This is a genomic window from Curtobacterium sp. 8I-2 (assembly GCF_902506155.1).
Classification (GTDB): domain Bacteria; phylum Actinomycetota; class Actinomycetes; order Actinomycetales; family Microbacteriaceae; genus Curtobacterium; species Curtobacterium poinsettiae.
This window is the reverse complement of the sequence record NZ_LR732827.1, coordinates 1,498,311-1,525,220: the sequence shown is the minus strand read 5'-3', so window position 1 is coordinate 1,525,220 and position 26,910 is coordinate 1,498,311. Positions and strand designations below refer to the sequence as shown.

Below are 26,910 nucleotides of genomic sequence, written 5' to 3'. Positions count from 1 at the left end.
AGTACCTGCCGCAAACGGGCATCCCTGCCACGAACTTCCGACCAGGGACGCCCGGAAGCGCCAGGGACGCCCGCTCCGACACGGCGAGCGCGGCTCCGGACGCGCCCACGAACCGGACGGGAGGCCCGTGGCGGCGCCGCCACGCGCCTCCCGTCCGCAGCATGCGGATCCACGCAACGAACGCGTGCTCCGGAGGCCCCTGGCCCCAGCCCGGGGGACGTTCCCTCCGGATCACGCACGCCGTTACGAAAACGCGACCAATCCGAATTGACAGCCGCACCGAGGCTGTGCGTAAATTGCCTCCGTCCAGCCGATGTGACCGTTCACATGAGCGTCACACCGCGCCGGATCCGGACGCGACAACGAAGTCCACACAGGCCCCCTGTGCTTTCGCTGCCGCAGCAGAACCACCCGAACACACTGCCGCACCGAAGCGGCAGAAGGAGATGCACTGTGGCGTCAACCCCGATCGACACCGGCCTCGAGACCCGGTCGATCACCGCACCCGAGACCATCCTCGAGATGCGCTCGATCACCAAGGAGTTCCCTGGTGTGAAGGCGCTGGCCGACGTCTCCCTCAGCGTCCGCGCCGGCGAGATCCACGCGATCTGCGGCGAGAACGGCGCCGGCAAGTCGACCTTGATGAAGGTCCTGTCGGGCGTCTACCCGTACGGCACCTACAGCGGCGAGATCGTCTACGAGGGCGAGGAAGTCCGCTTCTCGAACATCAAGCAGTCCGAGCAGGCCGGCATCGTCATCATCCACCAGGAGCTGGCGCTCGTCCCGGAGCTCTCGATCACCGAGAACCTGTTCCTGGGCAACGAGCCGAGCCGCGCTGGCGTCATCAACTGGACCGCCGCGCAGCTCCGTGCGCAGGACCTGCTCGCCCGCGTCGGCCTGGCCGACGACCCGGACACGCAGATCAAGAACATCGGTGTCGGCAAGCAGCAGCTCGTCGAGATCGCGAAGGCCCTGCACAAGGACGTCAAGCTGCTGATCCTCGACGAGCCGACCGCCGCGCTCAACGAGAACGACTCGCAGCACCTGCTCGACCTGATCGTCGGGCTGAAGGCCAAGGGCATCGCGAGCATCATCATCAGCCACAAGCTCAACGAGATCGAGCAGATCGCGGACGAGATCACGATCATCCGTGACGGCAAGGCCATCGAGACGCTCAACGTCAAGGCGGACGGCGTCAACGAGGACCGCATCATCCGCGGCATGGTCGGCCGCTCGCTCGAGTCGCGTTTCCCCGACCGCACCCCGAAGATCGGCGAGACCTTCTTCGAGGTCCGCAACTGGACCGTGCAGCACCCGATCGACCCGTCGCGTCTGGTCTGCAAGGCGTCGAACTTCCACGTCCGCAAGGGCGAGATCGTCGGCTTCGCCGGCCTGATGGGCGCCGGACGCACCGAGCTGGCGATGAGCCTGTTCGGTCGCTCCTACGGCACCTGGCTCGACGGCCAGATCATCAAGGACGGCCGCGAGATCAAGGTCACGAACGTCCAGCAGGCGATCGAGAACGGCATCGGCTACGTCTCCGAGGACCGCAAGGCGCTCGGCCTGAACCTGCTCGACACCGTGAAGCGCTCGACGGTCGCCGCCGACCTGCAGAAGATCTCGAAGGCCGGTGTCGTCGACTCGCTCGAGGAGTACTCGGTCGCCGAGAAGTACCGCAAGATGCTCCGCACCAAGGTGCCGAGCGTCGAGGACAACGTCGGCAAGCTCTCTGGTGGCAACCAGCAGAAGGTCGTCCTGTCCAAGTGGATGTTCACCGACCCGGACATCCTGATCCTCGACGAGCCCACCCGCGGCATCGACGTGGGCGCCAAGTTCGAGATCTACGGGATCATCCAGCAGCTCGCGGCCGAGGGGAAGGGCATCATCCTCATCTCGTCCGAGCTGCCCGAACTCCTCGGTCTCTCCGACCGGATCTACACCATCTTCGAGGGCCAGATCACCGCTGACCTCCCGGCCGACCAGGCCGATCCCGAATCGCTCATGCGCAGCATGACCTCCGCGCGGAAGGGCGCCACCGCCTCATGAACAACCTGAAACTGCTCTTCGGCAAGGGCAACTCGATCGGCCAGTACGGCATGATCATCGCCCTCATCGTGCTGCTCGCGTTCTTCGCGGTCACGACGAAGGGGCTCATCCTCGAGCCGACCAACGTCATCAACCTGTTCCTGCAGTACTCCTACATCCTGATCCTGGCGCTCGGCATGGTCATGGTCATCATCGCGGGGCACATCGACCTGTCGGTGGGTTCGGTCGCGGCCGTCGTCGGCATCGTCGTGGCGCAGTCGATGTCCGTGTGGAACTTCCCGGTGTGGGCCGCGATCATCCTGGGCCTGGCCTGCGGTGCCGCGATCGGCGCCTGGCAGGGCTTCTGGGTGGCGTTCGTGAAGGTCCCGGCCTTCATCGTGACGCTGGCCGGTCAGCTCATCTTCCGTGGCGTGAACCAGATCATCGGCAACTCGACGTCCGTCCCCGTGCCGAACGACTTCACCCCGATCGGCGCCGGCTTCCTCGGTGACTTCGGCCCCGACTTCGGCTACAGCAACGGCACCCTGCTCATCGGGCTCGTCACGATCCTCGCGCTCATCATCATCGAGGCCCGTGGCCGTGCCCGCCGCCGGAAGATGCAGGCCGAGGTCCCGCCGCTGTGGGTCTCGATCGTCCGCACCGGCATCCTGGTCGCCGTCACGCTCGTCGCCACGTACCTGTTCGGCGCCGGTCCGGTCGGCACCTCGGTCCCGATCGTCGCGATCATCCTCGGGGTCCTGACCATCGTCTACGGCTTCGTCACGAAGAACACGATCTTCGGTCGCCAGGTCTACGCCGTCGGTGGCAACGCCAACGCCGCGATCCTGTCCGGCGTCTCGGCGAAGAAGGTCAACTTCTTCGTCATGATGAACATGTCGGTCCTCGCCGCGATCGCCGGCATGGTGTTCGTCGCCTACTCGGGCGCCTCGGGCCCCGCGGACGGCACCGGCTGGGAGCTCGACGCGATCGCCGCCGTGTTCGTCGGTGGTGCAGCGGTCGCCGGTGGTGTCGGCACGATCTCCGGCTCGATCATCGGTGGTCTCGTGATGGCGCTGCTGTCGAACGGCCTGCAGCTGATGGGCCTCGAGTCCAACCAGGTGCAGATCATCCGCGGTCTCGTCCTGCTCGTCGCCGTCGCCTTCGACGTCTACTCGAAGTCGCAGGGTCGTCCGTCCCTCATCGGGGGCATGATGCGGCAGTTCCAGCGGAAGGACACCGAGGAGAACACGGTGGCCGCCCAGCAGCCGCGGTCGATCGACGGTCAGCCCGACAAGCCGACCCTCCCCTAGTCCCAACTCCCCACACCGGGGCCTCGGCCCCACACCTCCTCAACGAAGAGAAAGCACTCACATGCGCAAGAAGATCGTCGCCGGCCTCAGCCTGGCGCTCATCGCGGGCCTCGCCCTCAGCGGCTGCTCGTCGCGCGGCTCGTCCGACGACGCCGGCAGCAGCAGCACCATCAAGAAGGGCGACCTCATCGGCGTCGCCCTGCCGGCCAAGACCTCGCAGAACTGGGTCCTCGCTGGTGCCGCGTTCAAGAAGTCGATCGAGGACGCCGGCTTCAAGGCCGACATCCAGTACGCCAACGCCGGCAACCCGGTGCCCGACCAGCAGTCGCAGATCTCCGGCATGATCACCAAGGGCGCCAAGGCCGTCATCATCGGTGCCGCCGACGGTTCGCAGCTGACCGCGCAGGTCAAGTCCGCCAAGGACCGCGGCGCCGTCGTCATCGCCTGGGACCGCAACATCCTGAACACGAAGAACGTCGACTACTACGTGGCGTTCAACAACTTCAAGGTCGGCCAGCTCCAGGCCGAGGCGCTGCTCAAGGGCCTCGAGGAGAAGAAGGGCGACAAGCCGTACAACGTCGAGCTCTTCGCCGGTTCGCCGGACGACGCCAACGCCACCGTGTTCTTCAACGGTGCGATGGACGTCCTCCAGCCGAAGATCGACGACGGCACGATCAAGGTCGTCTCCGGTCAGACCACGTTCCAGAAGGTCGTCACGCAGGGCTGGCTCGCGCAGAAGGCCCAGTCGCGCATGACCGACCTGCTCGCGCAGTACTACACGGGTGACACCGAGCTCGACGGCGTCCTGTCGCCGAACGACACCCTCGCCCGTGCGATCCTCACCGCGACCAAGGCCGCCGGCAAGGACAACCCCGTCGTGACCGGTCAGGACTCCGAGACCGCGTCGATCCCGCTCATCATGCAGGGCACGCAGTACTCGACGATCTTCAAGGACACCACGAAGGAAGCCCAGGCTGCCGTCGACCTCGTCTCCACCCTGTCGAAGGGCGACAAGCCCGACACCAAGATGGACAAGACGAACAACTACAACGGTGTGAAGACGGTCCCCGCGATCGAGCTCGCACCGGTCCTCGTCACCAAGGACAACGCCGTCGAGGCCTACAAGGGCAACGACACCCTCGAGGAGCTCGCCAAGAAGGGCTGATCTCCCCAGCACCACGGACGGCCCCGTCTCGCCTCGGCGAGACGGGGCCGTCCTGCGCCGTCCGCGGGCCGACCACACGGCGGCCGGGAGGCGCGGCGCAGGTGGCGATCCGTGCCTCCAGTCCGGTGGGTGGTCCGTGGATGCGAGACGCCGGCGTCTCGGGAAGACGCCGCGGAATCCGGCGGCGTCTCACGGCACATGACGGCGTCGGCGCAAGACGCCGGCGTCTCGCGCTGCACCTGCCGTCAGGGCTGGGCGGCGCGCAGCCGCTTCGCGGCGTCGGCGAGGTGCGGGACGTCCGTTCGCGCGGTGCCGACCACCAGCGCACGGGTGGTGTCGAAGTACCGGCGCGTGAGCCGTTCCCCCAGGTCGGACACCTGCGACCAGGGGATGCCGGGCTCGCTTGCGGTGACCGGGGCGGGGAGCATCCGCACCGCCTCGCCGATCTCGACCAGGCGCATCCGCACGGCGTCGTGCACCAGGTCCTCGGGCAGCCGCTCGTCGTCCACGTAGCGCCGGATCGCCTCGCAGGCCCGGATGACGTCGTCGATGCGGTCGCCGACGGCCCGGCGGACCGCCGGGTGCGGGGTCACAACGGCACCGCGGTCCGGACGACCTCGGGAGCCATGCCCGCTGCGTCGACGACGTCGACGCGGACCCCGAGGAGCCGCTCGGCGGCGTCCTGGATGCGCATGAGCGCGAAGATGCCGAGCCCCGGGTCGAGGTCGATCATCAGGTCGACGTCGCTGCCCGGGCCGTCCTCGCCCCGGGCGACGCTGCCGAAGAGCCGCGGCCGGTGACCGCCGAACTGTTCGACGATCGCGATGAGGTCCTGCCGCGCGGCGGTGACTCGCTCGCGCAGGGGCGGTGGTTCCTCGACGGGCTGCAGGTCGATGCTCGTCGTGAAGCCCGCGGCGCGGAGCATCCGCTGCAGCGCCGCGAGCGACGGTTCGCGCCGACCGTTCTCGTACGTGCTGATGACGCTCTGTGTGACGCCGGCACGTCGGGCGAGCTGGACCTGGGTCAGTTCGGCCCGCTCGCGGGCGTCGCGGATGAGCACGGCGGCGGACAGCGGCGTCGCAGGCCGAGGAGGTTCAGCGGACATGCTGCAACGATACACAGCATGCGACATTTCGTCCGCCGGTGTGATCGACGGAGGCGCGAGGGACGGTACGGACCCGCGCGGACCAGCGCGGGTCAGCGGGGGTCAGCGCGGGTCAGCGCGGGTCAGCGCGGGTCGGAGACGTCCGCGCGGTGGAAGTTCTGCGACGAGCGGGACGCGGTCGGGCCGCGCTGGCCCTGGTAGCGGGACTGGTACTCGGCCGAGCCGTAGGGCTTCTCGGCCGGGCTCGACAGCTGGAAGAAGCAGAGCTGGCCGATCTTCATCCCCGGCCACAGCTTGATCGGCAGCGTCGCCACGTTCGACAGCTCGAGCGTCACGTGCCCCGAGAACCCGGGGTCGATGAAGCCCGCGGTCGAGTGGGTCAGGAGTCCGAGCCGGCCGAGCGAGCTCTTGCCCTCGAGCCGCGCGGCGATGTCGTCGGGCAGCGTGACGACCTCGAACGTGGAACCGAGGACGAACTCGCCGGGGTGCAGCACGAACGCCTCATGCGGGTCGGTCTCGACCAGGCGGGTCAGGTCGGGCTGGTCCACGGCGGGGTCGATGTGCGGGTACTTGTGGTTGTCGAACAACCGGAAGAACTTGTCGAGCCGGACGTCGATGCTCGACGGCTGCACGAGCGAGGCGTCGTACGGGTCGAGGCCGATCCGGCCTTCGGCGAGCTGGGCGGTGATGTCGCGGTCGGAGAGCAGCACGGACGAATCCTAGCGGCAGCGCACGTCCCGCCGGTATGCTGCCAGGCTGCCCACCACCCGGGCGGGCGGCGTTCGGAGCAGTGATGACCACGTACACCGTCGACGAGATCACGGTCCCCGCCTCGATGGACGACGACCCGGCGGTCGTCTCGGTGTTCCGCGAGTGGGTCGACGTGCAGAACCGGGCCGAGGTCACGACCACGCACCTGCCCGAGCTGCTCTGGACCCCCGAGGAACAGCTGCCCTACCTGATCGACCCGGATGCCCCCAGCCGACTGTTCCTGGTCCGCGACCACGAGGGGACCGCGGTCGGAGCCGGTTCGTACGACTCGAAGGCGACTGCGGACGCCCCGAACTGCTGGATCGCGGTCAGCGTCGCACCCGAGCACCGAGGTCGCGGCGTGGGCACGCTCCTGGCCGAGCACCTGGAGGACGTCGCCCGGGGTCAGGGACGCACGCAGTGGAAGGCCTACGCAGTCTCACGGCAGGTCGGCCCGGCATCCGGCCCCGGGTACCGTCAGGCGCCCACCGGGTTCGGGGCCGTGCCGGAGGACGAGGCAGCGGTCCGGTTCCTGACCCGTCGAGGCTGGCGGCTCGGACAGGTCGACCGGATCAGCCGTCTCGCGCTCCCGGCCGCCGAAGCCGCGGTGGCCGACGTCCGTGCGGCTGCGGACGCCGCCTCGGGTCACCACTACCGCGTGCACACCTGGACAGGACCGACACCCGATCGGTGGCAGTCGGACCTCGCACTCCTGCTGACCCGGATGAGCACCGACGCCCCGTCGGGCGACATGACCGAGCCCGAGGACGCCTGGACCCTCGAGCGGCTCCGGACGCACGAGCAGCACCTCGAGGAGGGACCCCGGACGATGCGCACCGTCGTGGTCGAGGACACGTCGACCGGGTCACTCGTCGGGTTCACCCAGCTCGCCGTACCCGGTCCCCGCACCCAGCCGGTGATGCAGGGCGACACCCTGGTGGTCCGGGAACACCGCGGGCACCGGCTCGGCTGGCTCCTGAAGGCGGTCGGGATCGAGACGGTCCAGCAGGAACATCCGGGGCACCCCTCGATCATCACGTTCAACGCGGAGGAGAACCGCCACATGCTCGACGTGAACGAGGCCGTGGGGTTCGTCGGCGTCGGTTGCGCGGGCGTCTGGGAACGGCGGGTCTGAGCGCGCATCCGAGGGGCCGGTTGCCAGCCGACACGCCTACCATTGGACGGTCATGACCGTCACGTCACCCGAAACCCAGCCCACCGGGTCAGCACCGGACGCCGCCCCCACCACCGGGCGCTCGTCCACCGTCGCGACGGTCCTGGTCATCGCGATCCCCCTGGCCGTCGCGTGCTCGCTCCTCGGGCTGACGATCACCGGCGCCTTCAGCACGAGTCAGCAGCTGGTGTCCGCCGGCGAGCTCGTCGAGTACGGCCTGCCGACCGCCCGCGTCGTGCACGACACGATGGCGGCGCTCACGATCGGGCTCCTCATCGTCGCCGCCTTCGCGCTTCCCGCGCAGAAGAAGGACCACGGCGCGCTGTCCAGCGTGCAGCACCGGGCCACCCGGTGGGCCGCAGCGACCGGCGCCGTCTGGTTCCTCGCCGCGGCGGTGAGCATCGTCCTCACCGGCGCGAACACGCTGGGCGTCCCGCTCACCAGCCCGGTGTTCGCGCGCAACTTCATGCTCTTCGCGTTCCAGGTCGAGATCGGTCAGGCCCTCGTCGTGTCCGCGGCCGCGATCCTCATCGCCACGGTGGTGGCCGCCGTCGCCACCCGGGTGACGACCCTGGCGTTCGCCACCGTCATCGGCCTGTTCGCCCTGCTCCCCCTGGCGCTGTCCGGCCACGCGGCCGGGTCGCTCGAGCACGCGAACGCGGTGAACTCGCTCGCGATCCACCTGGTCGGGGTGTGCGTGTGGGCCGGTGGCCTGGTCGCCGTGGTCCTGCTCCGCACGCGCACCAAGGGTGCGACGGGCCGGGTCATCGCCCGGTACTCGACGCTCGCCGGCTGGTCCTTCGGGGCCGTGGCGTTCTCCGGCATCGTGAACGCGTCGCTCCGGCTGACCGGTCCGCTCGACCTGCTCACGACGACCTACGGCTGGCTCATCACGGTCAAGGCGGTCATCCTCGTCCTGCTCGGCGTCGCCGGTGTCGTCCAGCGCCGGAAGCTCGTGCCCGGACTCCTCCGTGCGCCGCTCGACCGTCGCCTGTTCACCCGGTTCGCCCTGGCCGAGATCGTGTTCATGGCCGTGGCCATCGGCGTCTCGGTCGCCGTGTCCCGGTCGCAGCCGCCGATCCCGCAGACCCCGGCGACGGGCGAGGACACCCGCTCTGGTCTGATCGGCTTCCCGTTCCCGCCGGCGCAGACCGCGCAGACCTACCTGACGCAGTGGCACATCGACTGGGTGTGGCTCGGCCTGGCCGTCGTCGGAGCCGTCTGGTACCTGCTGGCGGTGCGCAAGCTCCGGAAGCGCGGTGACTCCTGGCCCGTCGGCCGCACCATCGCCTGGCTGATCGGCTGCGCCCTGTTCATCTGGACCACGTCGGCCGGCCCCGCGGTCTACGGCATGATCCACTTCTCGTCGCACATGCTCCAGCACATGCTGCTGATGATGTTCGTGCCGCTGCCGCTCGTGCTCGGCGGCCCGGTGCTGCTCGCGCTCCGCACGCTGCCGGTCCGCAACGACGGCTCCCGCGGCGCCCGCGAGTGGCTCATGCTCTTCGTGCACTCCCGCTGGATGCAGTTCCTCGGCAAGCCCGCCGTCGCCGGGATCATCTTCGCCGGGTCCCTCGTGGTGTTCTACTTCACCCCGGCGTACCAGGCCGCGATGCAGTCGCACGAGTGGCACGTCGCGATGATCGTCCACTTCGTCCTGAGCGGGTACCTGTTCTTCTGGGTGTTCGTCGGTGTCGACCCGGGCCCGAAGCGTCCGCCGTACCCGATGCTCATCATCACGCTCCTGGCCACCCTGGCGTTCCACGCGTTCTTCGGTGTCGCGGTCATGACGTCGCAGTCGGTGTTCGCGATCGACTGGTTCCACGCGCTCGGACAGACCAACGACGCCGCACTGCTCGACGACCAGCACACCGGCGGCGGCATCGCCTGGGGTGCGTCGGAGCTCCCGATGGTGTTCGTGGCCCTGCTGGTCGTCCGCAACTGGATGCGCTCGGACAAGCGCGACGCGAAGCGCCTCGACCGCAAGGCCGAGCGCGACGGCGACGCCGACCTCAAGGCCTACAACGAGCGCCTGGCGGCGATGAGCAAGCGGGACTGACCCGCCGTACCGATCGCCCGGGGGTGCCCGCGGGTGTTCAGTCGCCGTGGACGATGCAGACCGCGTCGAGGTCCATGGCGGCCTCGAGCGCGGCCGAGATCCCCGATTCCCCGTCCGGGCCGGCTGGGGTGACCGTGTCGACCCACCACAGCGGCGTCGCCAGGGTCGGCGCGTCCGGCAGGATCCGCTCCACCTCGTCGAAGGAGTCCACGCGCCGCACGCCCAGCACGGTGATCACCGGGTGGGTGGCGTCACGGCAGACCTGGACCATCGGTCCGTCGTCGAGTGCGCGGACGCCCCAGGTCTCGTCGTGCAGCAGGAGCGCCTCGGCGACCTCGCGCGGCTCGACGGGCTGCCGGCACAGGATCGTGACGTCACGCGGCACCCTGGCCGCCCACCATCCGGTCGTCGCGGACGTGGCCGTCGAGTGTGCCCTCGTCGTGGGCGGGGTCGAGCGGCGCACCGCCGACCAGCTGCAGGAAGCGGTCCTCGTCGATGCGGTCGAGGAACGACTCGAGCGCTTCCCAGCCGTCCTCGAAGCGGACGATCATGCCGCCGTCGGTGTCGGCGTCCGGGCGACCGGACGAGCCGGTTCCGGCGGCGAACGTCGCGGTCGTGGTGCGCGGCGGCGGCCAGACACCGTCACGGTCCAGGAAGCCGGCGGCCTCGGGCCCGACGACGACGGCGAGCGGCGACGGTTCTCCGTGCGAGACGGCACGGACCAGGTGGTCGGCGTCACCGCGGCGCTGCATGACGACGCCGAAGACGGGGACGACCTGGTCGGCGACCCGCTGCACGGCGTCGAACATGCGGTTGGCCAGGCCCGGGTCGGTGTTCTCCTCGGGCACGGTGAGCACGGCGGACATCGTCTCCACGACGACCCCGCCGACCAGGTGCGCGGTCATCGTCGCCGAGAAGCCCTCGCCGACGGCGTACGAGGTCGAGATGCCGGGTGCCTCGTGCTTCGCGTACTGCGTCACGACCCAGCGGTCCCACGGCACGGTGAGCGGTTCTGCGGTGCCCCACCGGGTCGGGCAGGTGCCGACGGTGTGGCACAGGGCCTCGATCGCCGAGCCCATGTCGACCGCGCGGCCGGGGTGGTGCCGGAGGGTCAGGTCGATGCTGATCTGACGGACCGAGTCGGCCGAGACCGGGTGCTCGGGCGACGGGGTGCCCACGAGTTCGGGGCCCCGGTGCACGAAGTCTTCGATGTCCGAGGCAGCGACACCGGTCCAGCCGTCACGCAGCGTCCCGTCGAAGTCGGACACGGCCCACGCGGCACCGTACGCGCCGAGTGCGTGCCGGAGCGCCGGGGTGATCGCCGCAGACCGTCCGGTGCGGAGCACGACCGTCCGCCCGGCGTCCGCCGACCGGCGGAGCAACGAGGCGAGCGCGTCGGTCAGCCACACGACGGGCGAGGCCGACTCGACCACGATCGCCGGGCCGACCACGTCGTCGATGAGGGGATGCCTGACCATCCGGGTCCTCCTCGGTTCGGGGCTGGAACTCCCTGGACGGTACACACGGGTCCGACACCTGTCCGTCGAGTCGGCACCCTCACAGCGGAGACTCGGGAGGCACGACACGCGCCCGGCAGACGGCGTACGGTGCGCGGTCGGCTGGCTTCCAGGCGAGAATCCGCTAGGCTTGCCGAGTCCCGTTCTGCGGGGCGCGCGAGTGTAGTTCAATGGTAGAACTCCAGCTTCCCAAGCTGGTAGCGCGGGTTCGATTCCCGTCACTCGCTCCAACTACGATCAAGCCGTGGAGTCCAAGCCGGCATCGGTCCTCAAGGCCATCAGGGCCGAGATCATCAGCGGCTCGCTCGCACGTGGCTCGAGACTCAAGGAAGACGTGCTCGCGGAGCGTTTCGGCGTCTCCCGGGTCCCTGTCCGCGAAGCCCTCCGACAGCTGGAGACCGAGGGCTTCGTCGTCGCCGAGAAGTTCAAGGGCGTCCGGGTCGCGGATTCCTCAACCGAGGTCGTCATCGAATTGATGCAGATCCGGCGCGGGCTCGAGGTCCTGGCCGCCGAGCTCGCGGCCGACCGGACGGGCGGCGACTGCGCGGCCCTGCTCCGGGCAGTCGGCCACGAGGGCCGCTCCGATCAGGAGGTCGAGGCCCAGTCGCCCCGGTTCGCATTCCACGGCCTGGTGGCCCGAGCGTCCGGGAACACCCGACTCGAGACGATGATCGAACAGCTGATCCACCAGACCGCCTGGGCCTTCGAGCGCGTGACGCGTGAAGAGGTCGCCGCGAGCAGCGGGGACCACGCCGCCGTCGCGAACGCGATCCTGCGGGGAGCATCGGTTCAGGCAGGGCTGCTGATGGACGAGCACCTGCGTCGCGACGAAGCGATCTACCGCGAACTCAGCGCGTAGAACGTATACGACCGCAGTTCGCGCGCAGTCGGCGACTTCGACCGTATGTCTGATCCGGTGCGGGTTGAGCCGGATGCGTCACGAAATGTCTCGAAGTCGAAACCAGCCCGAAACAGCTTTTCGTATACAAAAGAGTGACCGCACGGTGCACCGCTCACTCTTCCCCGCTGGAGTTACGAATGTCTGCTGTAACGCGCTCCACCGCACCAACACGCACCACCACCGACCAGCCTTCCGGAGGCGTCGGCTCCGCACTCGACTCGATCGGGTTCACACGAGCCCAGTTCTGGGTCCTCATGCTCATCCTCGCCGGTGAGTTCTTCGACACCCTCGAGCAGAACTCCGTCGGCGCGATGGCCACCAACATCAAGGCCTCCCTCGCGATCGGCGACGTCCAGCTCTCCACCATCAACACCGCGACCGTCGTCGGCGGTTTGGTCGGCAGGCTCCTCGCCGGTTGGCTCGCCGACCGCTACGGCCGCCGGTTCTCGCTCGGCCTGAACCTGCTCGTCTACACGCTGGGCGGCCTGCTGAGCGCTGTCTCCCCGAACTTCGAGATGCTGCTGGTCAGCCGCTTCATCGTCGGCATCGGCGTCGGCGGTGAGTTCATGATCGGCATCGCGATGCTGTCCGAGATGGTCGCGACCCGGTACCGGGGCGGACTCATCGCCACGATCAACGTCGGTGCAGGCGGCATCGGGAACTTCATCTCCTACGGCCTCTTCCTGCTCCTCCTCGGCCCGTTGGCCGTCCCGCTCGGTGGCGACGACCACGTCTGGCGCTGGAGCTTCGTGATCCTGGCGCTCCCCGCGCTGTTCGTCGTCCTGTACCGGCGCAAGTTGCCCGAGACGCCGCGCTGGCTCCTCTCGAAGGGGCGGATCGACGACGCGAACCGCTCGCTCGCGGTCCTCGCCTCGAACACCTTGACGCCGCCCGCGGACGCCGTCGGCCCCGTCCGGCTCAGCCCCGCAGATCTCCCGCCGGTGTCCTTGCACGCCTCACCCGCAGCGGTGTTCCACCGGCTGGTCCTGCGCCGGACGATCGCCATCGGGGTCGCGTCGTGGATGGCCTTCGGGGTGCAGGTCACGCTGAACTTCCTCATGCCCACGCTGCTCGTCGAACGTGGGTACTCCGTCTCGCAGAGCCTGCTGTACACGATGATCATGAACGTCGGCTCGCTCCTCGGATGCACCGCCGCCGCCCTGCTCGCGAACCGCATCGGGCGTCGACCGTTGGTCGCCACCGCGGGGGTCCTGGGCTGTCTGACCGCACTGGCGTTCGCAGCGTTCGGGAACGACACCGGCGCGATCCTCGCCCTCGGCGCACTGTTCCAGTTCTTCACGATGCTGACGAACACCACGCTCGCAGCCTGGACCGCCGAGGTCTACCCCACGGCGATCCGAGCGTCCGGCGCCTCGATCGTGAACGGGATCGGCAACATCGCCGGCGCCGTGATGCCCTTCGCCGCGATAGCGCTCTACGGTGCCTGGGCCTTCGCCGGTGTCTTCGGACTCGCGGCAGCCATGTACGCGGTGCTCGTGATCGCGTCGCGGTTCGCCCCCGAGACGCGCGGTCGTTCCCTCGAGGACGTGAACGAGAACGTCCTCACCGCCAGGTCCACCTGAACCACCCGATCCACCCACACGATCCAGCGGCGTGCCGGGCAACGCCCGGCACGCCGCACCCCACGAACGGAGCACCACCATGGACACCCTGCAGATCTCGGCGACCGCGAACGGCCTCAACTACCTGCCCGAGTACGTCGCCGACCTGGGCGGCCTCTTCGCCGAACGCGGACTCACCGTGACCGCCACCGCTTGCGACCCGTGGACTGGCGTCCTCGACGACATCGACTCGGGTGCAGCCCACCTCGCGCTCGGGGGCCTCTGGGTGCCGGCGATGTACGCCGGCACCGCTCGTGCACTGTCCGTCGTCGGCCAGCTGAACCACGCCTTCCCGATGACCATCGTGGCGCGGAACGAGACCGACCCGATCACCCTGGACTGGCTCGCGGGGAAGGTCGTGCTCGCGCCGGGTGCGGGCGGCAGCGCGCCCTACGAGTTCACGGCGGGGCTCGTCCGCGAAGCCGGTCTCGACGTCGCAGCGACCCGCTTCGTCCGCGACCTGTCGACCGCCATGCTCGTGGAGCTCTACCGAGGCGGCCTCGGCGACGCCATCATCCTCGACCTCGTGTCCGCCGAGGAACTCGTGGCGGCTGGCGGCGGGTCGATCGTCTTCCGGCACCTCGATGCCGGCGGGGTGATGCCGAACAGCGTCTACTACACCCGCACCGACCGTATCGAGGAACTCGGTGACCGCGTGCCACGGTTCATGGACGGCATCGCTGCGGCCATGCAGCGGATCACCGCTGGCGACGCCGACGCCGAGATCACCGCCGTGCTCGCAGCCCGCTGGCCGGACAAGGACCAGTCGCTGCTCCGACGAGCCGCCGACGAGATGGCGGCGGGCGGCGTGTGGGACTCCGCCGTCGTGGAGCGTGATGCGTCCGACCGGTGGATGCGGATCCTGTTCGACGGCGGACTCACGACGCACGTCCCGTCGTCCGACGAACTCCTCGGTTCGCCGAGCGCCGTCGCCGTCTCGTGACGCTCGTCCTCGGGGCGTCCGACGTCGCTGCTGCGCTCGAGGACGTCGATGTGCTCGAAGCCGTCGAAGCCGTCCACGCCGACCTCGGAGCAGGCCGGATGCAGCAGCCGGCCCCGGTCGCCCTGACGGGTGCCGACGATGCGCTCTTCCTGCCGATGGCGGTGCGGTCCGACCGGCTGGGTCTGGTGGCGGTGAAGCTCATGGCCGACATCCCGCACAACGCCTCCCGCGGTCTGCCGACCCAGCGGTCCAGCATCTTGGTGTCGTCTGCGATGACCGGCGAGTGCCTGGGCGTCCTCGACGGCAAGGACATCACCCGCGCGCGGACGGCGGCAGCCTCGGTCGTCGCCACGCAGCACCTCGCTCGATCGCACAGCACGACGCTGGGGTTCGTCGGCGCCGGGAACCTCGCCGTCGAGCACCTGCGTGCGTTCGCGAAGGTCCGGTCCTTCGAACGGGTGCTCCTCTGGTCGCGTTCCGCGGCGACGACCGGTCGGTTCCTCGAGACCGTCGGTGACGACCTCGCTCAACGATGCACCGTGGTGGGTGGTCCCCGCCAGGTGGCCGAGGAGTGCGACGTCCTGTGCACGCTCACGCCGTCGGTACGCCCGGTCGTGGAGGGCGGTTGGCTGCACGCGGGCCAGCACGTGAACGCCGTCGGCGCCCGTCCGCGCCCCACCCACCGCGAGCTCGACGGCCCCGCGATGGCGCGTGGGACGGTGTTCGTCGACAGCCGGGCCACAGCCTGGTCGAAGTCGGGCGACCTGCTCGAGGCCGTCATCGAGGGCGCGGTCCCGCAGGACCTGCACCCGGCCGAACTCGGCGAGGTCATCGTCGGACGTGCTGCCGGCCGGGTCGACGACGACCAGGTCACGGTGTTCGACTCGGTCGGGCTCGGTGCGCAGGATCTGGCGGTCGCCGCCCTGGTGCTCGAAGTCGCTCGCGAACGAGGCCTCGGGACCACGGTGCCGACCTCGGGCCGCTGACGGGGACGGTCGTGTCGGGGTCGGCGCACCCAACTACGCTCTCGACATGACCATCCCCGCACCGGCGACGCACGTCGTCATCGGCGCCGGGGTCGTCGGTGCTGCGACCGCGTACGCCCTGACGGCCCGCGGCGAGCGCGTCCTGCTCGTCGAGCAGCACGCCCGCGGCCACCACCTCGGTTCCTCGCACGGTGCGACCCGGATCTTCCGGCAGGGCTACGCCGACCCGGAGTACGTCGCGCTGACCACCCGCGCACTGGCGCTGTGGGAAGGGCTCGAGGAGGCCGCCGGCGAGGAGCTCATCGTCCGCACGGGCGCGGTCGACCACGGGCGGCCCGAGGTCGTCGACGCGATCGCCGCCGCCCTGGCCGACGCGGACATCCCCCACGAGTCGCTGACGCCGGAGCAGGCGGCAGCACGTTGGCCCGGCATCGCGTTCGAGGGGCACGTGCTGACCCATGCGTCGGCGGGGCGGATCCGCTCCGACCGGACGGTCGAGGCCTTCCTGACCCTGGCCGAACGGACCGGCCTCGCCGACCTGCGCTTCGACACCCGGGTCACCGGGCTCGACGACCACGGTGACGACGTCACCGTGACACTGTCCGACGGCACCGCGGTCCGCACCGCGTCCGTGGTGGCCGCGGTGGGGTCGTGGGCCCCCACGCTCGTCGGCGGGCTGCTTACCGGACGCGGGACGGGCCTCCCGGCCATCCGCGTCACCCAGGAGCAGCCCGCCCACTTCCCCAGCCACCTGCCGGACGAGGCCTGGCCGAGCTTCGTGCACTGGGCCGACGGCGACGACGTCTACGGGCTGCTGACGCCCGGCGAGGGCGTCAAGGTCGGGTTCCACGGCACCGGGCCCGTGGTCGACCCGGACGACCGCGACTTCACGCCCGTACCCGCCGAAGCCGAGCGGCTGCAGGCGTACGTCGCGCGGTACGTGCCGGGGGTCGACGCGACGAAGCCGACGTTCATCAGCTGCCTGTACGACAACTCCCCCGACGAGGACTTCGTCATCGACCGCATGGGGCCGCTCACCGTGGCGACGGGGTTCTCCGGGCACGGCTTCAAGTTCGCGCCGTTGCTGGGCGAGATGCTCGCGGACCTCGCGACGGGCGGAGTGCCGCACCCGCGCTTCGCCCTGCCGGAGCCGGTGCCCGCGCCCTGACGCGTCGGGGCACGGTCGTTCGCGAGACGCCGGCGTGTTCGTTCGACGCGGCCGGCGCGGTCGACGAACGCCGTCGTGTTCGTTCGACGCCGCCTTGGCCTCGAGACGCCGCCGAATACGGAGGCGTCTCGCGGACAACGAGGCGTTCTGCGCAGACGCCGGCGTCTCACACACACACCACACACACCGGCGTCTCACACACGCGCGCACGCCGGCGTCCCGCGACCGGCCACTACGGTGGAACCGTGCGCATCATCGTGGCTCCGGACTCGTTCAAGGGCACCGCGACGGCGGCGTCGATCGCTGCGGCGGTCCGCGACGGTTGGCTGGCCGAACGCCCTGACGACGACGTGGTGCTCGTCCCGATGGCCGACGGTGGCGAGGGCACCCTCGACGCCTTCGAGACCGCCGTCCCCGGATCCGTCCGGGTCCCCGTCACCGTGACCGGGCCGGCCGGGGCCCCGGTCGCCACCCAGTGGCTGCGACTGCCCGACGGCCGTGCCGTGGTGGAGCTCGCGGCGACGAGCGGCCTGCCCCTGCTCGATGCACCGATGCCGGACACGGCGACGAGCCGTGGGTTCGGCGAGGCGATCGCCGCCGCGCTCGACGCCGGTGCGACGGGGCTCGTGCTCGGCATCGGGGGCAGCGCGTCCACCGACGGCGGGCGTCCGGTGCTCGAGGCGCTCGGCCTCGACGAAGAGCAGAGCGGCACCGGCACCGGCACCGGCGGTCTCCGAGCACTCCCACCGCTCGGGGTCACCGTGCTCACCGACGTCACCTCACCGCTGCTCGGCCCGACGGGTGCCGCCGCCGTCTTCGGCCCGCAGAAGGGCATCACGCCCGACCGTGTGGCGTCCTTCGACGACCGGCTCGCCATCTGGGCCGCGCGCTTCCCCGACGTCGACCCGAGCACCCCGGGCGCCGGAGCCGCGGGTGGGGTGGGGTTCGGCCTGCTGGTGTGGGGCGCCACGCTCGCGGGTGGGGCAGCGGCCGTCGCCGAGGTCCTCGGGCTGCCGGCACTGCTCGGGGGCAACGACATCGTGAACGGTACCGACGTGAACGCCGCCGACGTCGTGATCAGCGGCGAGGGACGCTTCGACGGACAGAGCGCCGTCGGCAAGGTGCCCTCGGTGGTCCGCGACCTGACGGCGGCGCACGCTCCCGGTGCCCGCTCGATGCTCGTCGCCGGCGCGATCGAGGCCCCGCTCGACGACTACGTGGCCGCCGCGTCGCTGACCGTGCTCGCGACGCAGACCACCGGCGAACCCGACGACGCCCTCGCCGACCCCCTGCGCTTCGCGACGATCGCCGGGCAGCGGCTGGCCCGGCTGGCCTGAGCGAGCAGAACGCCGGGCGCACCGCACACCGGCGCACCGCTGCGCCGCGCACCGCCGCGCCGCGCAGCCGCCGCGACGCGCCCGTCGGGCGGCACCAGGGGTGTCCTGGTTGTACCTCCCACACGGCCGCGGGGGCGCGCAGACTGGTTCCGGGCCGGAACCGGCCCGCAACGCACCACCCCCACGAGGAGATCATTGCGCACCGTCAACGCGTACGCGGCACCGTCAGCGACCGAGCCGCTCGTCAAGACCACCATCACCCGTCGTGACGTCGGCCCGGACGACGTCGCGATCGACATCGCCTACGCCGGCATCTGCCACTCGGACATCCACACCGTCCGCGGTGAGTGGGGCCCCATCCAGTACCCGCAGGTCGTCGGCCACGAGATCGTCGGCCACGTCACCGAGGTCGGCGCGAACGTCACCAAGCACAAGGTCGGCGACCGCGTCGGCGTCGGCTGCATGGTGAACTCGTGCGGCGAGTGCGAGAACTGCGTCGCCGGCCAGGAACAGTACTGCCTCAAGGGCAACATCGGCACCTACGCCAGCGTCGACCCCGCCGACGGCTCGATCACCCAGGGCGGCTACTCGCAGGCCGTCGTCGTGAACGAGGACTTCGTGCTCCGCGTCCCCGAGTCGCTCGACATCGAGAAGGTCGCGCCGCTGCTCTGCGCCGGCATCACCACCTACTCGCCGCTCCACCACTGGAAGGCCGGCCCCGGCACGAAGGTCGCCGTCGTCGGCATGGGCGGGCTCGGCCACATGGCCGTCAAGATCGCCGTCGCGCTCGGCGCCGAGGTCACCGTCCTGTCGCAGACCACCTCGAAGGAAGCCGACTCGCTCCGCTACGGCGCGAAGGCCCACTACGCGACGAAGGACCCGGAGACGTTCGAGAAGCTCGCGAACTCCTTCGAGCTCATCATCAACACCGTCTCGGCGAAGATCCCGATGGGTTCCTACCTCGGCCTGCTCAAGGTCGACGGCACCCTCGTCAACGTCGGTGCACCGTCCGAGCCGCTCGAGGTGCCGGCCTTCGCGCTCATCCCGCGTCGGCTCAGCTGGGCTGGTTCCGCCATCGGCGGCATCCAGGAGACCCAGGAGATGCTCGACTTCTGCGCCGAGCACGGGATCCTGCCGGAGACCGAGCTCATCAGCGCCGACCAGATCAACGAGGCCTACGAGCGCGTCCTGTCCTCGGACGTCCGCTACCGCTTCGTGATCGACGCGGCCACGCTGGCGTAGTCGTCACCACATGATGGACGGAAGGCCCGGTACCAGCTGGTACCGGGCCTTCCGTCTGTCGTCTCCGGACCGTCAGCCGACCTCGTCACCGGACGGCAGCGCGCCGCACCAGTCGACGGAACCGGCGTCGATGCTCGCCTCGAGCGCGCCGGAGGCCGCGTCGACGATGCTCACGAGCTCGCCGTTCGCCGACTTCGTCGCGACCGCGACGAACTGGCTGTTCGGGGACGGGCAGACCGCGGTGACGCTCGCGTCCTCCGGGATCGTCACGGGCAGACGGGAGGCGCGTCCCCCGTCGACACGCACGATCCGTGCCGCGATGGTGCCGTCCGACCGCACGTCCCCCAGCACCCGCAGGTACGTGTCGTCGGACAGCTGGGCGATGCGGCCGAGGACGGCCGCATCCGTGCTGGCCGCGGGGGCCTGCAGCGCTGACTTGGACCCGTCGGTCAGGTCCAGCCGTTCGATGCCGGTGCCCGTCTCGACGACGGCCGTGGTGCCGGTGCCGACGAAGCCGTGCAGGTAGGTCGCGCTGCCGAGCCGGACCGGGTCGGCGCGACCGCTCATGTCGACGAGGACCAGGTCGTCGCTGCCCGTCCGGACCAGGGCACTCTCGGTGCGCGGGACGTAGGCCCACTGCCCGACGGTCATCGGCACGGCGCCCGTCTTCGGCTTGCCGTTCGCGGCGATCGCGGTGGGCATGTGCGTGCCCGTCATGTCGACCACGTACAGGCCGGTGTTCCGGGACTGCCCGGTCGAGGTGTCGGCGTACTCGAACCCGAACGAGGCCCCGTCGTCCGCGACGTGGAGCGCCGTGACCCGCCCCTCGGACGTCGGCAGGGTGAGGTGCTCGACGGGGGCGTCGTCGTCCTGCACGCCGCCGCTCAGCGCCACGATGTCGACGGAGGAGCTGGCGTCCGTGCCGCTCACGACCACCAGCGAGCGGCCGAGCCGGGCGTACTCGCTGATCGCGGTGCCCTCGTAGACGGTCGTGGCGCCGCCGGCGTCGAGGGAGCGCCGGACGATGCGGTCCTTCGCGCCTGCCTGCCCGGGGACCAGGGCGAGCACGTCGGTGCTGCCGGTGCGGATCGCCGCCGTCAGGTCCGACGTCGCACGTTGTCCCGGCGCCCGGACACCCGCGACCGTGACGGTGTAGTCGCGGTCGTAGGCCAGCGGCCCGGCGAACTCGACCGCGATGGTGTTGCCGCTCGAGGTCACGGTGTGCGCCGCAGCCGGGCTGACCCGGACGTCGGCGGCGTCGACCTTCTGCAGTGCCTGGTTCGCCGTCAGGATGATCCGCTGGGCCGGCCTCGTGACGAGCCCGGTCGCGTCGTAGGACACGTCGCGGAGCCGCGGACCCTGCTGCGAGCCGACGACCGCGGCGAGCGCGGCGACCACGGCGAGGACGACCACGACGGCCACGTACCGGCGGTGGAACCGGTGCGCGACCGGGCGGCGCTCGCGGCGCCCCTCGGAGCTCGCGCCCGTCTCAGTACTCATACGGGTCCTTGGGCTGCGCGACCTCGGTGACCTTCGCGGCCTTGACGACGATGCGGGCGTCGGCGGACTGGTCCGGGTTCGCTGCGAGGGCGCCGCGGACGGTGACCCACTTCCCCTCGTCGGGGACGGTGCCGCTGCCGCCACCGCTACCGTCGTCGTCGCCGGGCACGACGCTGAGGCCGACGGGTTGCGCGTCCACGGCGCAGCAGCTGATCACGAAGCGGGTCAGGGTGAACGACCCGTCGTCACCGGGCACCACGAAGCCCGTCAGTTCGACCTGCTTGCCGACGAGTGCCGTGGTGTCGGTGGTCTGCCGGATCAGGGCCGCCCAGTCCTTGACGCCGTACTCCGAGGTGTCGACGCCCTCGCTCCCGAGCAGGGACACCGCTGCCTCGGAACCGGTGGCGTTCGACAGGGTCGCCGAGTCGACGCTCCGCTGCTGTGCGGTGCGGGCGGACAGCGTCGTCGGGGGCAGGACGAGCATCGCGACGGTGACACCAACGGTGACGACGGCGGCTGCACCGCCGAGCACGACGCGGACGGCGCGACGACGGCCGAGTCCGCGCCGCCCCCGATCGCCATCTGGCTCGTGCTCGTGCTCGTCCGCGTCGTCGCCGTGCGTGTGGCCGTGCCCGCGGGCGATGACCACCAGGCCTGCGATCGACGCGGGCACCCCGACGGCGGCGAGCACGACCGTGAACACCGAGTAGCGCGGGTTGATGTACAGGTCGAGTTGCCCGACCAGCGCCAGCCACAGCGTGCAGAGCGCAACGGCCAGCACCGACCCGAGGCCCAGGTACGCGGGCGCGTTGCTGCGTGCATCAGACGAGGACATTCATCACCAACCCGACGGCTCCGGCGAACAGGACGCACACGACGGACAGCAGCACCAGGAAGCGGACCCGGAACGTCGTGCGCAGCAGGGCGATCATCTTGACGTCGATGATCGGCCCGATGATCAGGAACGCCGTGATCGACCCCGGCAGGAACGTCGAGGCGAAGGACAGCGCGAAGAAGGCGTCGACGTTCGAGCAGAGCGACACCGTCATCGCCAGCAGCATCATCGCCGCGACGGACAGCACCGGGTTCGAGCCGATCGCGACCAGGGTCGAGCGGGGCACGGCGACCTGGATCGCGGCGGCGAGCCCGGCACCGACGAACAGTGCCGGCATCATCGTCGCCGTCTCGCCGCCGAACTGCGCGGCGCTCTGCCGCCAGCGGTGCAGGCCCCGGGGCGCTCCCACGGCCGCACGGCACCGGGCCTCGAAGGCGGGGAGCAGCAGGTCGGCCGGACGGCGGTGCGCGGCGACGATCCAGCCGACGAGGTTCGCGACGACGAAGCCACCGACGATGCGCACCGGCAGGATCCACCCCGACCAACCGAACGCCTGCGCGGTGCTGATGATGACGAGCGGGTTGAGGATCGGGGCAGCGACCAGGAACGTGACCGCCTCGGCCGGCGTGAACCCGCGCATCATCAGACCGCGGGCCAGCGGGACGTTGCCGCACTCGCACACCGGGAACAGCATCCCGATCAGGGAGATCACGGCCCGACGACCGAAGGCGTTCTGCGGCAGGACCTTCTCGAGCGCACCGACCGGTACCCAGACCTCGACGACGATCGACAGCACGATGCCGAGCACCACGAAGGGCAGGGACTCGACGACGACGCTGATCGCCAGCGTCAGGAAGTCCTGCACGACGTCGGGCAGCCCGGTCGTCCCGATGCTCGGGGAGAACAGCCGGATGCCCAGCAGGACGACGACGGCGAGCAGCACCAGGCCGGGGCCGGTGAGGCTCCGGGTGCGCTGCGGCGGCCGCGTGGTCGTCGTCACCGGGACAGGATAGGCGACGCGTCCTGCCCGGGGCTGCGCGCCCTTCGCACCGTGCGAGTTCGGTCACCCCGTTCAGGGTTGCCCGCTCGGTGCAGGTATGAAGCGCCGCACGGAGCCACCAACGCCGCACGGGTTCGCGGACCCGGCACCGTGCACGCGCTCCGGGCAACGGGCAACGGGCAGCGGTCAGACCCGGGCGATGCCCGCCACGTGTCGGTCCAGCGTGTCGATCGCCCACGAGGCGTCACCACCGGGGTCGACCCGCACGATGTGCATCGCGAGCCCGTCCACCAGGGCGTGCAACCGCCGGGTCTCGTACGGCACGGCAGCGTCCGGCACCCCGACCGCGCGGAGGATCTGCGCGCACCACTGGCGCATCTCGTCGACGACCCGGTCGTGGAACGGCCGGAGTTCGGCGTCGGTCAGGGCGGCGGTGCCGAGGCCGAGGTAGACGTCGAGCTCGATGCGCCGCTCCTCGTCGAGGGGCAGCAGCTCGAGCAGGACCGCGTGCGCGTAGGCGGTCCCGCGCAGGTCCCGCGGCACGGAGTCGACCCGGGCCGCGGTCGCGTCGAACACCAGCTCGAGCGCGTGCGACCGGACACTCGCCTGGGTCGGGAACGTGTAGCGGACCGTGCTCGGCGGCAGCCCGGCCTCGGCGGCGACGTTCCGGACGCTCAGTGCCCCGAGGCCATCGCGGGCGAGGACCCGGCACGCCGCCTCGGACACGGTGCGGCGCCGTTCGTCGACGTCCATGCTCCTGGCCACGACGCCATACTCGCACAGTCGTACCAACTCGTGCTACCGTCGAGGTCGTTGTCGCACAGTCGTACGACAACGGGAACCACAACGACCCCCGCAGGAAAGGACATCGTCATGGCATGGGCAATCCTCGTGCTCAGCGGCGTGCTCGAAGCCGTCTGGGCCACCGCCCTCAGCGCCTCGAACGGCTTCAAGAAGGTCGTCCCGACAATCGTGTTCGTCGCCGGGATGGCCCTGAGCATGGTGGGGCTGGCGTTCGCGATGAAGACCATCCCGGTCGGCACCGCGTACGCCGTCTGGGTCGGCATCGGCGCATCCCTGACCGTGGTCGTCGCGATCCTCCGCCGCCAGGAAGCCGCGTCCTTCGCCCGACTCGCCCTGGTCTTCGGTCTCGTGGCGTGCGTCATCGGCCTCAAGGTGGTGAGCTGACGTGGCGTGGATCGTCCTGTTCGTCAGCGCAGCACTCGAGACCGTCTGGGCGACCGCCCTCGGCGAGAGCGACGGGTTCACCGAGCTCCGACCGACGATCGTGTTCGGCGTCACGATCGCGATCAGCCTCGTCGCGTTCGGCTACGTCCTGCAGCACATCCCGATCAGCACGGCCTACGCGGTGTGGACCGGGACCGGCGCCGCCCTCACGGTGCTCTGGGGCATGGCGACGGGCGCCGAACCCGTCACCGTGCTGCGTCTGCTCTTCATCGCCGGGATCGTCGGCTGCGTCGTCGGCCTCAAGCTGGTGCCGGCACGCCCCGCCGCGGAGCGCGCCACTCCCCTCGCGGAAGCGACAGATCTCCGCGGATGATCCGCGGGCAACTGTCGCTCTCGCGAAGGTGACGGCAGCGCCATCCGCAGGGCTGTCGCTTTCACGACGCAGCGCCCTGGACGCGCGCCGGGACGGACGNTCACCGTGCTGCGTCTGCTCTTCATCGCCGGGATCGTCGGCTGCGTCGTCGGCCTCAAGCTGGTGCCGGCACGCCCCGCCGCGGAGCGCGCCACTCCCCTCGCGGAAGCGACAGATCTCCGCGGATGATCCGCGGGCAACTGTCGCTCTCGCGAAGGTGACGGCAGCGCCATCCGCAGGGCTGTCGCTTTCACGACGCAGCGCCCTGGACGCGCGCCGGGACGGACGGGAGGCCCGGTGCCAGCTGGCACCCGGCCTCCCGTCCGTCAGGTGGTCAGGCGATCAGACGGACGCGCCCGTCCACTTATCCTCGGCGGCGACGTGGTCGCTGCCGACCGTTCCGGCGGCGAGCGCCGCGGCCGCACGCTCCGTGTGGCTCGGCGGGTTCGAGGGCACGCCCTCGGGCCGCCCCTCGTCGTTGAGCTTGCGCAACTCCGGCACGATGTCCGTCGCCAGGATGTCGATCTGCTCGAGCACCGTCTTGAGCGGCAGGCCGGCGTGGTCGATGAGGAACAGCTGGCGCTGGTAGTGCCCGACGTGGTCCTTCATCGCGGCGTACCGGTCGATGACCTGCTGCGGCGAACCGACGGTGAGCGGGGTCTGGGCGGTGAAGTCCTCCATCGAGGGGCCGTGGCCGTAGACCGGGGCGTTGTCGAAGTAGGGCCGGAACTCGTCGATCGCGTCCTGCGAGTTCTTCCGCGCGAAGAACTGCCCACCGAGCCCGACGATCGCCTGGTCGGCACGGCCGTGCCCGTAGTGCTCGAAGCGCTGGCGGTACAGGCCGACCATCTGCTCGGTGTGCTGGATCGGCCAGAAGATGTTGTTGTGGAAGAACCCGTCGCCGTAGTACGCGGCCTGCTCGGCGATCTCCGGCGTGCGGATCGAGCCGTGCCAGACGAACGGCGGGACACCGTCGAGCGGACGCGGGGTCGAGGTGAAGCCCTGCAGCGGCGTGCGGAACTTGCCCTGCCAGTTGACGACGTCGTTCTCCCACAGCTGGCGGACGAGCGCGTAGTTCTCGATCGCCAGGTTGACGCCCTGACGGATGTCCTGCCCGAACCACGGGTAGACGGGGCCGGTGTTGCCGCGCCCCATCATCAGGTCCATGCGGCCGTCGGACACGACCTGGAGCATCGCGTACTCCTCGGCGATGCGCACCGGGTCGTTCGTGGTGATCAGCGTGGTCGACGTGGACAGGGTGATGTCCTTCGTCTTCGCGGCCAGGTAGGCGAGCAACGTGGTCGGCGACGAGGCCACGAACGGCGGGTTGTGGTGCTCACCGGTCGCGAAGACGTCGAGGCCGGCCTGGTCGGCGTGCTCGGCGATCGTCAGGATGTCGCGGACGCGCTGGGTGTCGTCCGGCGTGGTGCCGGTCGTGGGGTCGGTCGTGACGTCACTGACCGTGAAGATGCCGAACTGCATGTTGCGCCGCCTTTCGCGATATCGATGCGTTTGCATCGACTTGCTCGGTACAACGTAGCGCACGGCGTGGCATTCCCGCCAGGCTCGCGCCCGTCGGTCGGTGCTGTCGCGCGGCCTGGAGGCCCGGCTCGGCTCCCCGGGTCAGCCGGCGGACCGCAACGTGGCCGGGTCGGTGCGCGCGGCGTGGTGCATCCCGTCCAGGAACCAGACCGCGGTGACCACCGCCAGGACGCTCGCACTGGACGCCAGCCGCCCCGCGAGCAGGATCGCGGCATGGTCGTACGCGCCGTCACCGGCCAGCCCGACCACGAGCGCCGCGACACCGATCGCCAGCGTGGCCCCGGTCACCACGAGGAGCACGACGCTCACCACCCGCCGCGGGCCTCGTCGACCGTCACGGTCACCCCGGAGCCCGCGGTCGACCCGGGGGCCCACCGCGCGGACGATCCCGAGCCAGAACACCGCGATCGCGCAGGCACCGATGATGTCGCTGACCCGGTGCCAGCCGTAGACCACGGTCTGGTTCGCCACGAACACCGCGTAGCCCGCGCCGACGATGGTCACCAAGGGGCGGAACCGACGAGGCGTGACCATCAGGACCGCGAACAGCGCCGCCAGCGCGATCGTCGCGTGCCCCGACGGGAACGAGTTCGGCGTCGTCGACTGGGCGATCTCCGGGCGCACGGCGATACGCTTGACGAGCGTCGAGGTGGCCGCCGACGCGAGCACCACGACCCCCGCGCCGAGCCCCACCGACAGCCGCCGTCTGGCGAACGCCACGGCGACGATCACGACGACGAGCAACAGGATCACCGGCACCGAGATGACGTTGAGGGCAGTGTCCGAGCTGAACAGGTCGGACTCCCGGACCCCGCCGAGCGCGGCGTCCTCCGCTTTCTGACCGACCGGGGTCAGCACCGCGACCCCGTAGACGAGAGGCACGATCACGAACCCCAGAGCCGCAAGCGCAGCCCACCGCACCCGCCGCGAGACCAACGGTCCACGCGATTCGGATGCGCTGCGCTCGGGTGTCAAGGTCACCGGGCTGGTCCTCCTCGGAGTGGTCGTCGTCGGGCTCCTCGCACGACTGGCAGCGGCGCTGCGATTGGGTCGGTCGGGGTCCGACACGATACCGTTGGAGCACCGGCCGGAGGCTGGGAACCGCACCCCTGTCGGCCGCGCACTCCGC

At 70.4% G+C, this 26,910-nt stretch carries 25 protein-coding genes and 1 tRNA gene; 15 read left to right on the top strand and 11 right to left on the bottom strand.

Features of this window, described 5'->3' with window-relative positions:
- The first annotated feature begins 522 nt into the window (after nt 1-522).
- The 3 genes from mmsA (at nt 523) to BOSE127_RS11075 (ending at nt 4,500) form a co-directional block, all read left to right on the top strand.
- Nucleotides 523-2,046, top strand: coding sequence for a multiple monosaccharide ABC transporter ATP-binding protein (mmsA, locus tag BOSE127_RS11085; protein WP_042538695.1), 1,524 nt, complete (start codon nt 523-525; stop codon nt 2,044-2,046).
- Nucleotides 2,043-3,335, top strand: coding sequence for a multiple monosaccharide ABC transporter permease (gene mmsB / locus BOSE127_RS11080; protein ID WP_017886427.1), 1,293 nt, complete (start codon nt 2,043-2,045; stop codon nt 3,333-3,335). The genes mmsA and mmsB overlap by 4 nt, the downstream gene beginning before the upstream one ends.
- Nucleotides 3,336-3,396: 61 nt before the next feature.
- A complete protein-coding gene (locus BOSE127_RS11075) occupies nt 3,397-4,500 on the top strand; it encodes a substrate-binding domain-containing protein (RefSeq protein WP_017886428.1) in 1,104 nt (367 codons plus the stop codon).
- Between the two features lie 245 nt (nt 4,501-4,745).
- Here the strand turns inward: BOSE127_RS11075 and BOSE127_RS11070 are convergent, their stop codons facing one another.
- The 3 genes from BOSE127_RS11070 to dcd form a co-directional block, all read right to left on the bottom strand.
- Nucleotides 4,746-5,093 carry a HepT-like ribonuclease domain-containing protein gene (locus BOSE127_RS11070; protein WP_159557198.1) on the bottom strand — a complete coding sequence of 116 codons (348 nt, stop codon included), beginning with the start codon at nt 5,091-5,093 and terminating at the stop codon, nt 4,746-4,748.
- Nucleotides 5,090-5,605: a helix-turn-helix domain-containing protein gene (locus tag BOSE127_RS11065; protein WP_017886430.1), complete on the bottom strand. Its 516-nt coding sequence runs from the start codon at nt 5,603-5,605 to the stop codon at nt 5,090-5,092. The genes BOSE127_RS11070 and BOSE127_RS11065 overlap by 4 nt, the downstream gene beginning before the upstream one ends.
- A 122-nt stretch (nt 5,606-5,727) precedes the next feature.
- A complete protein-coding gene (dcd, locus tag BOSE127_RS11060) occupies nt 5,728-6,315 on the bottom strand; it encodes a dCTP deaminase (RefSeq protein WP_017886431.1) in 588 nt (195 codons plus the stop codon).
- An 83-nt stretch (nt 6,316-6,398) separates the two neighbouring features.
- Here dcd and BOSE127_RS11055 point away from each other — a divergent pair, with 83 nt between their 5' ends.
- Both BOSE127_RS11055 and BOSE127_RS11050 read left to right on the top strand, forming a co-directional pair.
- Nucleotides 6,399-7,490 (top strand): GNAT family N-acetyltransferase, encoded by a 1,092-nt coding sequence (locus tag BOSE127_RS11055; RefSeq protein WP_017886432.1) that lies wholly within the window; start codon nt 6,399-6,401, stop codon nt 7,488-7,490.
- 52 nt (nt 7,491-7,542) lie between these two features.
- On the top strand, nt 7,543-9,588 hold the full coding sequence (locus BOSE127_RS11050; protein WP_159557196.1) for a cytochrome c oxidase assembly protein: 2,046 nt from the start codon (nt 7,543-7,545) through the stop codon (nt 9,586-9,588).
- Between the two features lie 37 nt (nt 9,589-9,625).
- Here BOSE127_RS11050 and BOSE127_RS11045 read toward each other — a convergent pair whose 3' ends face one another.
- Both BOSE127_RS11045 and BOSE127_RS11040 read right to left on the bottom strand, forming a co-directional pair.
- Entirely contained in the window at nt 9,626-9,973 is a 348-nt protein-coding gene (locus BOSE127_RS11045; RefSeq protein WP_042538673.1) for a hypothetical protein, read from the bottom strand.
- The gene (locus BOSE127_RS11040) at nt 9,963-11,066 is read right to left on the bottom strand and encodes a DUF6177 family protein (protein WP_159557194.1); all 1,104 of its coding nucleotides are present in this window, start codon (nt 11,064-11,066) and stop codon (nt 9,963-9,965) included. The genes BOSE127_RS11045 and BOSE127_RS11040 overlap by 11 nt, the downstream gene beginning before the upstream one ends.
- Before the next feature lie 195 nt (nt 11,067-11,261).
- Between BOSE127_RS11040 and BOSE127_RS11035 the strand changes: the two genes are divergently transcribed.
- From BOSE127_RS11035 to BOSE127_RS11000, 8 genes are all read left to right on the top strand, one after another.
- Nucleotides 11,262-11,335, top strand: a tRNA-Gly gene (locus BOSE127_RS11035).
- Nucleotides 11,336-11,349: 14 nt separating this feature from the next.
- Nucleotides 11,350-11,964, top strand: a complete 615-nt coding sequence (locus BOSE127_RS11030; protein ID WP_052481746.1) for a GntR family transcriptional regulator — start codon at nt 11,350-11,352, stop codon at nt 11,962-11,964.
- Nucleotides 11,965-12,143: 179 nt separating this feature from the next.
- Nucleotides 12,144-13,589 carry an MFS transporter gene (locus tag BOSE127_RS11025; RefSeq protein WP_228499459.1) on the top strand — a complete coding sequence of 482 codons (1,446 nt, stop codon included), beginning with the start codon at nt 12,144-12,146 and terminating at the stop codon, nt 13,587-13,589.
- A 79-nt stretch (nt 13,590-13,668) separates the two neighbouring features.
- Entirely contained in the window at nt 13,669-14,571 is a 903-nt protein-coding gene (locus tag BOSE127_RS11020) for an ABC transporter substrate-binding protein (RefSeq protein ID WP_159557192.1), read from the top strand.
- Nucleotides 14,568-15,557 (top strand): ornithine cyclodeaminase family protein, encoded by a 990-nt coding sequence (locus tag BOSE127_RS11015; RefSeq protein ID WP_159557190.1) that lies wholly within the window; start codon nt 14,568-14,570, stop codon nt 15,555-15,557. The genes BOSE127_RS11020 and BOSE127_RS11015 overlap by 4 nt, the downstream gene beginning before the upstream one ends.
- A gap of 46 nt (nt 15,558-15,603) precedes the next feature.
- Nucleotides 15,604-16,725 (top strand): FAD-dependent oxidoreductase, encoded by a 1,122-nt coding sequence (locus BOSE127_RS11010; RefSeq protein WP_159557188.1) that lies wholly within the window; start codon nt 15,604-15,606, stop codon nt 16,723-16,725.
- A gap of 245 nt (nt 16,726-16,970) precedes the next feature.
- Nucleotides 16,971-18,062 carry a glycerate kinase gene (locus BOSE127_RS11005; RefSeq protein ID WP_159557186.1) on the top strand — a complete coding sequence of 364 codons (1,092 nt, stop codon included), beginning with the start codon at nt 16,971-16,973 and terminating at the stop codon, nt 18,060-18,062.
- Nucleotides 18,063-18,257: 195 nt separating this feature from the next.
- Nucleotides 18,258-19,304, top strand: a complete 1,047-nt coding sequence (locus BOSE127_RS11000) for an NAD(P)-dependent alcohol dehydrogenase (RefSeq protein WP_017886442.1) — start codon at nt 18,258-18,260, stop codon at nt 19,302-19,304.
- 72 nt (nt 19,305-19,376) lie between these two features.
- Here the strand turns inward: BOSE127_RS11000 and BOSE127_RS10995 are convergent, their stop codons facing one another.
- The 4 genes from BOSE127_RS10995 to BOSE127_RS10980 form a co-directional block, all read right to left on the bottom strand.
- A complete protein-coding gene (locus BOSE127_RS10995) occupies nt 19,377-20,804 on the bottom strand; it encodes a hypothetical protein (RefSeq protein ID WP_042538381.1) in 1,428 nt (475 codons plus the stop codon).
- Nucleotides 20,794-21,639, bottom strand: a complete 846-nt coding sequence (locus tag BOSE127_RS10990) for a TIGR03943 family putative permease subunit (protein WP_140448246.1) — start codon at nt 21,637-21,639, stop codon at nt 20,794-20,796. Before BOSE127_RS10990 ends, BOSE127_RS10995 begins: the two co-directional genes overlap by 11 nt.
- Nucleotides 21,626-22,639 carry a permease gene (locus BOSE127_RS10985; protein ID WP_042538379.1) on the bottom strand — a complete coding sequence of 338 codons (1,014 nt, stop codon included), beginning with the start codon at nt 22,637-22,639 and terminating at the stop codon, nt 21,626-21,628. Before BOSE127_RS10985 ends, BOSE127_RS10990 begins: the two co-directional genes overlap by 14 nt.
- Nucleotides 22,640-22,825: 186 nt before the next feature.
- Nucleotides 22,826-23,404, bottom strand: a complete 579-nt coding sequence (locus tag BOSE127_RS10980; protein WP_031259380.1) for a TetR/AcrR family transcriptional regulator — start codon at nt 23,402-23,404, stop codon at nt 22,826-22,828.
- A gap of 108 nt (nt 23,405-23,512) precedes the next feature.
- Here BOSE127_RS10980 and BOSE127_RS10975 point away from each other — a divergent pair, with 108 nt between their 5' ends.
- Together BOSE127_RS10975 and BOSE127_RS10970 are read left to right on the top strand one after the other, a co-directional pair.
- The gene (locus BOSE127_RS10975; protein WP_017886447.1) at nt 23,513-23,827 is read left to right on the top strand and encodes a DMT family transporter; all 315 of its coding nucleotides are present in this window, start codon (nt 23,513-23,515) and stop codon (nt 23,825-23,827) included.
- Nucleotide 23,828: 1 nt separating this feature from the next.
- On the top strand, nt 23,829-24,200 hold the full coding sequence (locus BOSE127_RS10970) for a DMT family transporter (RefSeq protein WP_017886448.1): 372 nt from the start codon (nt 23,829-23,831) through the stop codon (nt 24,198-24,200).
- 381 nt (nt 24,201-24,581) lie between these two features.
- Here BOSE127_RS10970 and BOSE127_RS10960 read toward each other — a convergent pair whose 3' ends face one another.
- Both BOSE127_RS10960 and BOSE127_RS10955 read right to left on the bottom strand, forming a co-directional pair.
- Nucleotides 24,582-25,721 (bottom strand): CE1758 family FMN-dependent luciferase-like monooxygenase, encoded by a 1,140-nt coding sequence (locus BOSE127_RS10960; RefSeq protein WP_017886449.1) that lies wholly within the window; start codon nt 25,719-25,721, stop codon nt 24,582-24,584.
- Nucleotides 25,722-25,862: 141 nt separating this feature from the next.
- The gene (locus BOSE127_RS10955) at nt 25,863-26,663 is read right to left on the bottom strand and encodes a phosphatase PAP2 family protein (protein ID WP_140448242.1); all 801 of its coding nucleotides are present in this window, start codon (nt 26,661-26,663) and stop codon (nt 25,863-25,865) included.
- Nucleotides 26,664-26,910: the final 247 nt, after the last annotated feature.

What these genes read in the sequence shown, in the direction of transcription:
- BOSE127_RS11055 (WP_017886432.1), top strand. Translation starts at nt 6,399, where the DNA reads ATGACCACGTACACCGTCGACGAGATCACGGTCCCCGCCTCGATGGAC.
- mmsB (WP_017886427.1), top strand. Translation starts at nt 2,043, where the DNA reads ATGAACAACCTGAAACTGCTCTTCGGCAAGGGCAACTCGATCGGCCAG.
- mmsA (WP_042538695.1), top strand. Translation starts at nt 523, where the DNA reads ATGCGCTCGATCACCAAGGAGTTCCCTGGTGTGAAGGCGCTGGCCGAC.
- BOSE127_RS11040 (WP_159557194.1), bottom strand. Translation starts at nt 11,066, where the DNA reads ATGGTCAGGCATCCCCTCATCGACGACGTGGTCGGCCCGGCGATCGTG.
- BOSE127_RS10990 (WP_140448246.1), bottom strand. Translation starts at nt 21,639, where the DNA reads ATGTCCTCGTCTGATGCACGCAGCAACGCGCCCGCGTACCTGGGCCTC.
- BOSE127_RS11050 (WP_159557196.1), top strand. Translation starts at nt 7,543, where the DNA reads ATGACCGTCACGTCACCCGAAACCCAGCCCACCGGGTCAGCACCGGAC.
- BOSE127_RS11065 (WP_017886430.1), bottom strand. Translation starts at nt 5,605, where the DNA reads ATGTCCGCTGAACCTCCTCGGCCTGCGACGCCGCTGTCCGCCGCCGTG.
- BOSE127_RS11010 (WP_159557188.1), top strand. Translation starts at nt 15,604, where the DNA reads ATGACCATCCCCGCACCGGCGACGCACGTCGTCATCGGCGCCGGGGTC.
- BOSE127_RS10975 (WP_017886447.1), top strand. Translation starts at nt 23,513, where the DNA reads ATGGCATGGGCAATCCTCGTGCTCAGCGGCGTGCTCGAAGCCGTCTGG.
- BOSE127_RS11025 (WP_228499459.1), top strand. Translation starts at nt 12,144, where the DNA reads ATGTCTGCTGTAACGCGCTCCACCGCACCAACACGCACCACCACCGAC.
- BOSE127_RS10995 (WP_042538381.1), bottom strand. Translation starts at nt 20,804, where the DNA reads ATGAGTACTGAGACGGGCGCGAGCTCCGAGGGGCGCCGCGAGCGCCGC.
- BOSE127_RS11020 (WP_159557192.1), top strand. Translation starts at nt 13,669, where the DNA reads ATGGACACCCTGCAGATCTCGGCGACCGCGAACGGCCTCAACTACCTG.
- BOSE127_RS10960 (WP_017886449.1), bottom strand. Translation starts at nt 25,721, where the DNA reads ATGCAGTTCGGCATCTTCACGGTCAGTGACGTCACGACCGACCCCACG.
- BOSE127_RS11075 (WP_017886428.1), top strand. Translation starts at nt 3,397, where the DNA reads ATGCGCAAGAAGATCGTCGCCGGCCTCAGCCTGGCGCTCATCGCGGGC.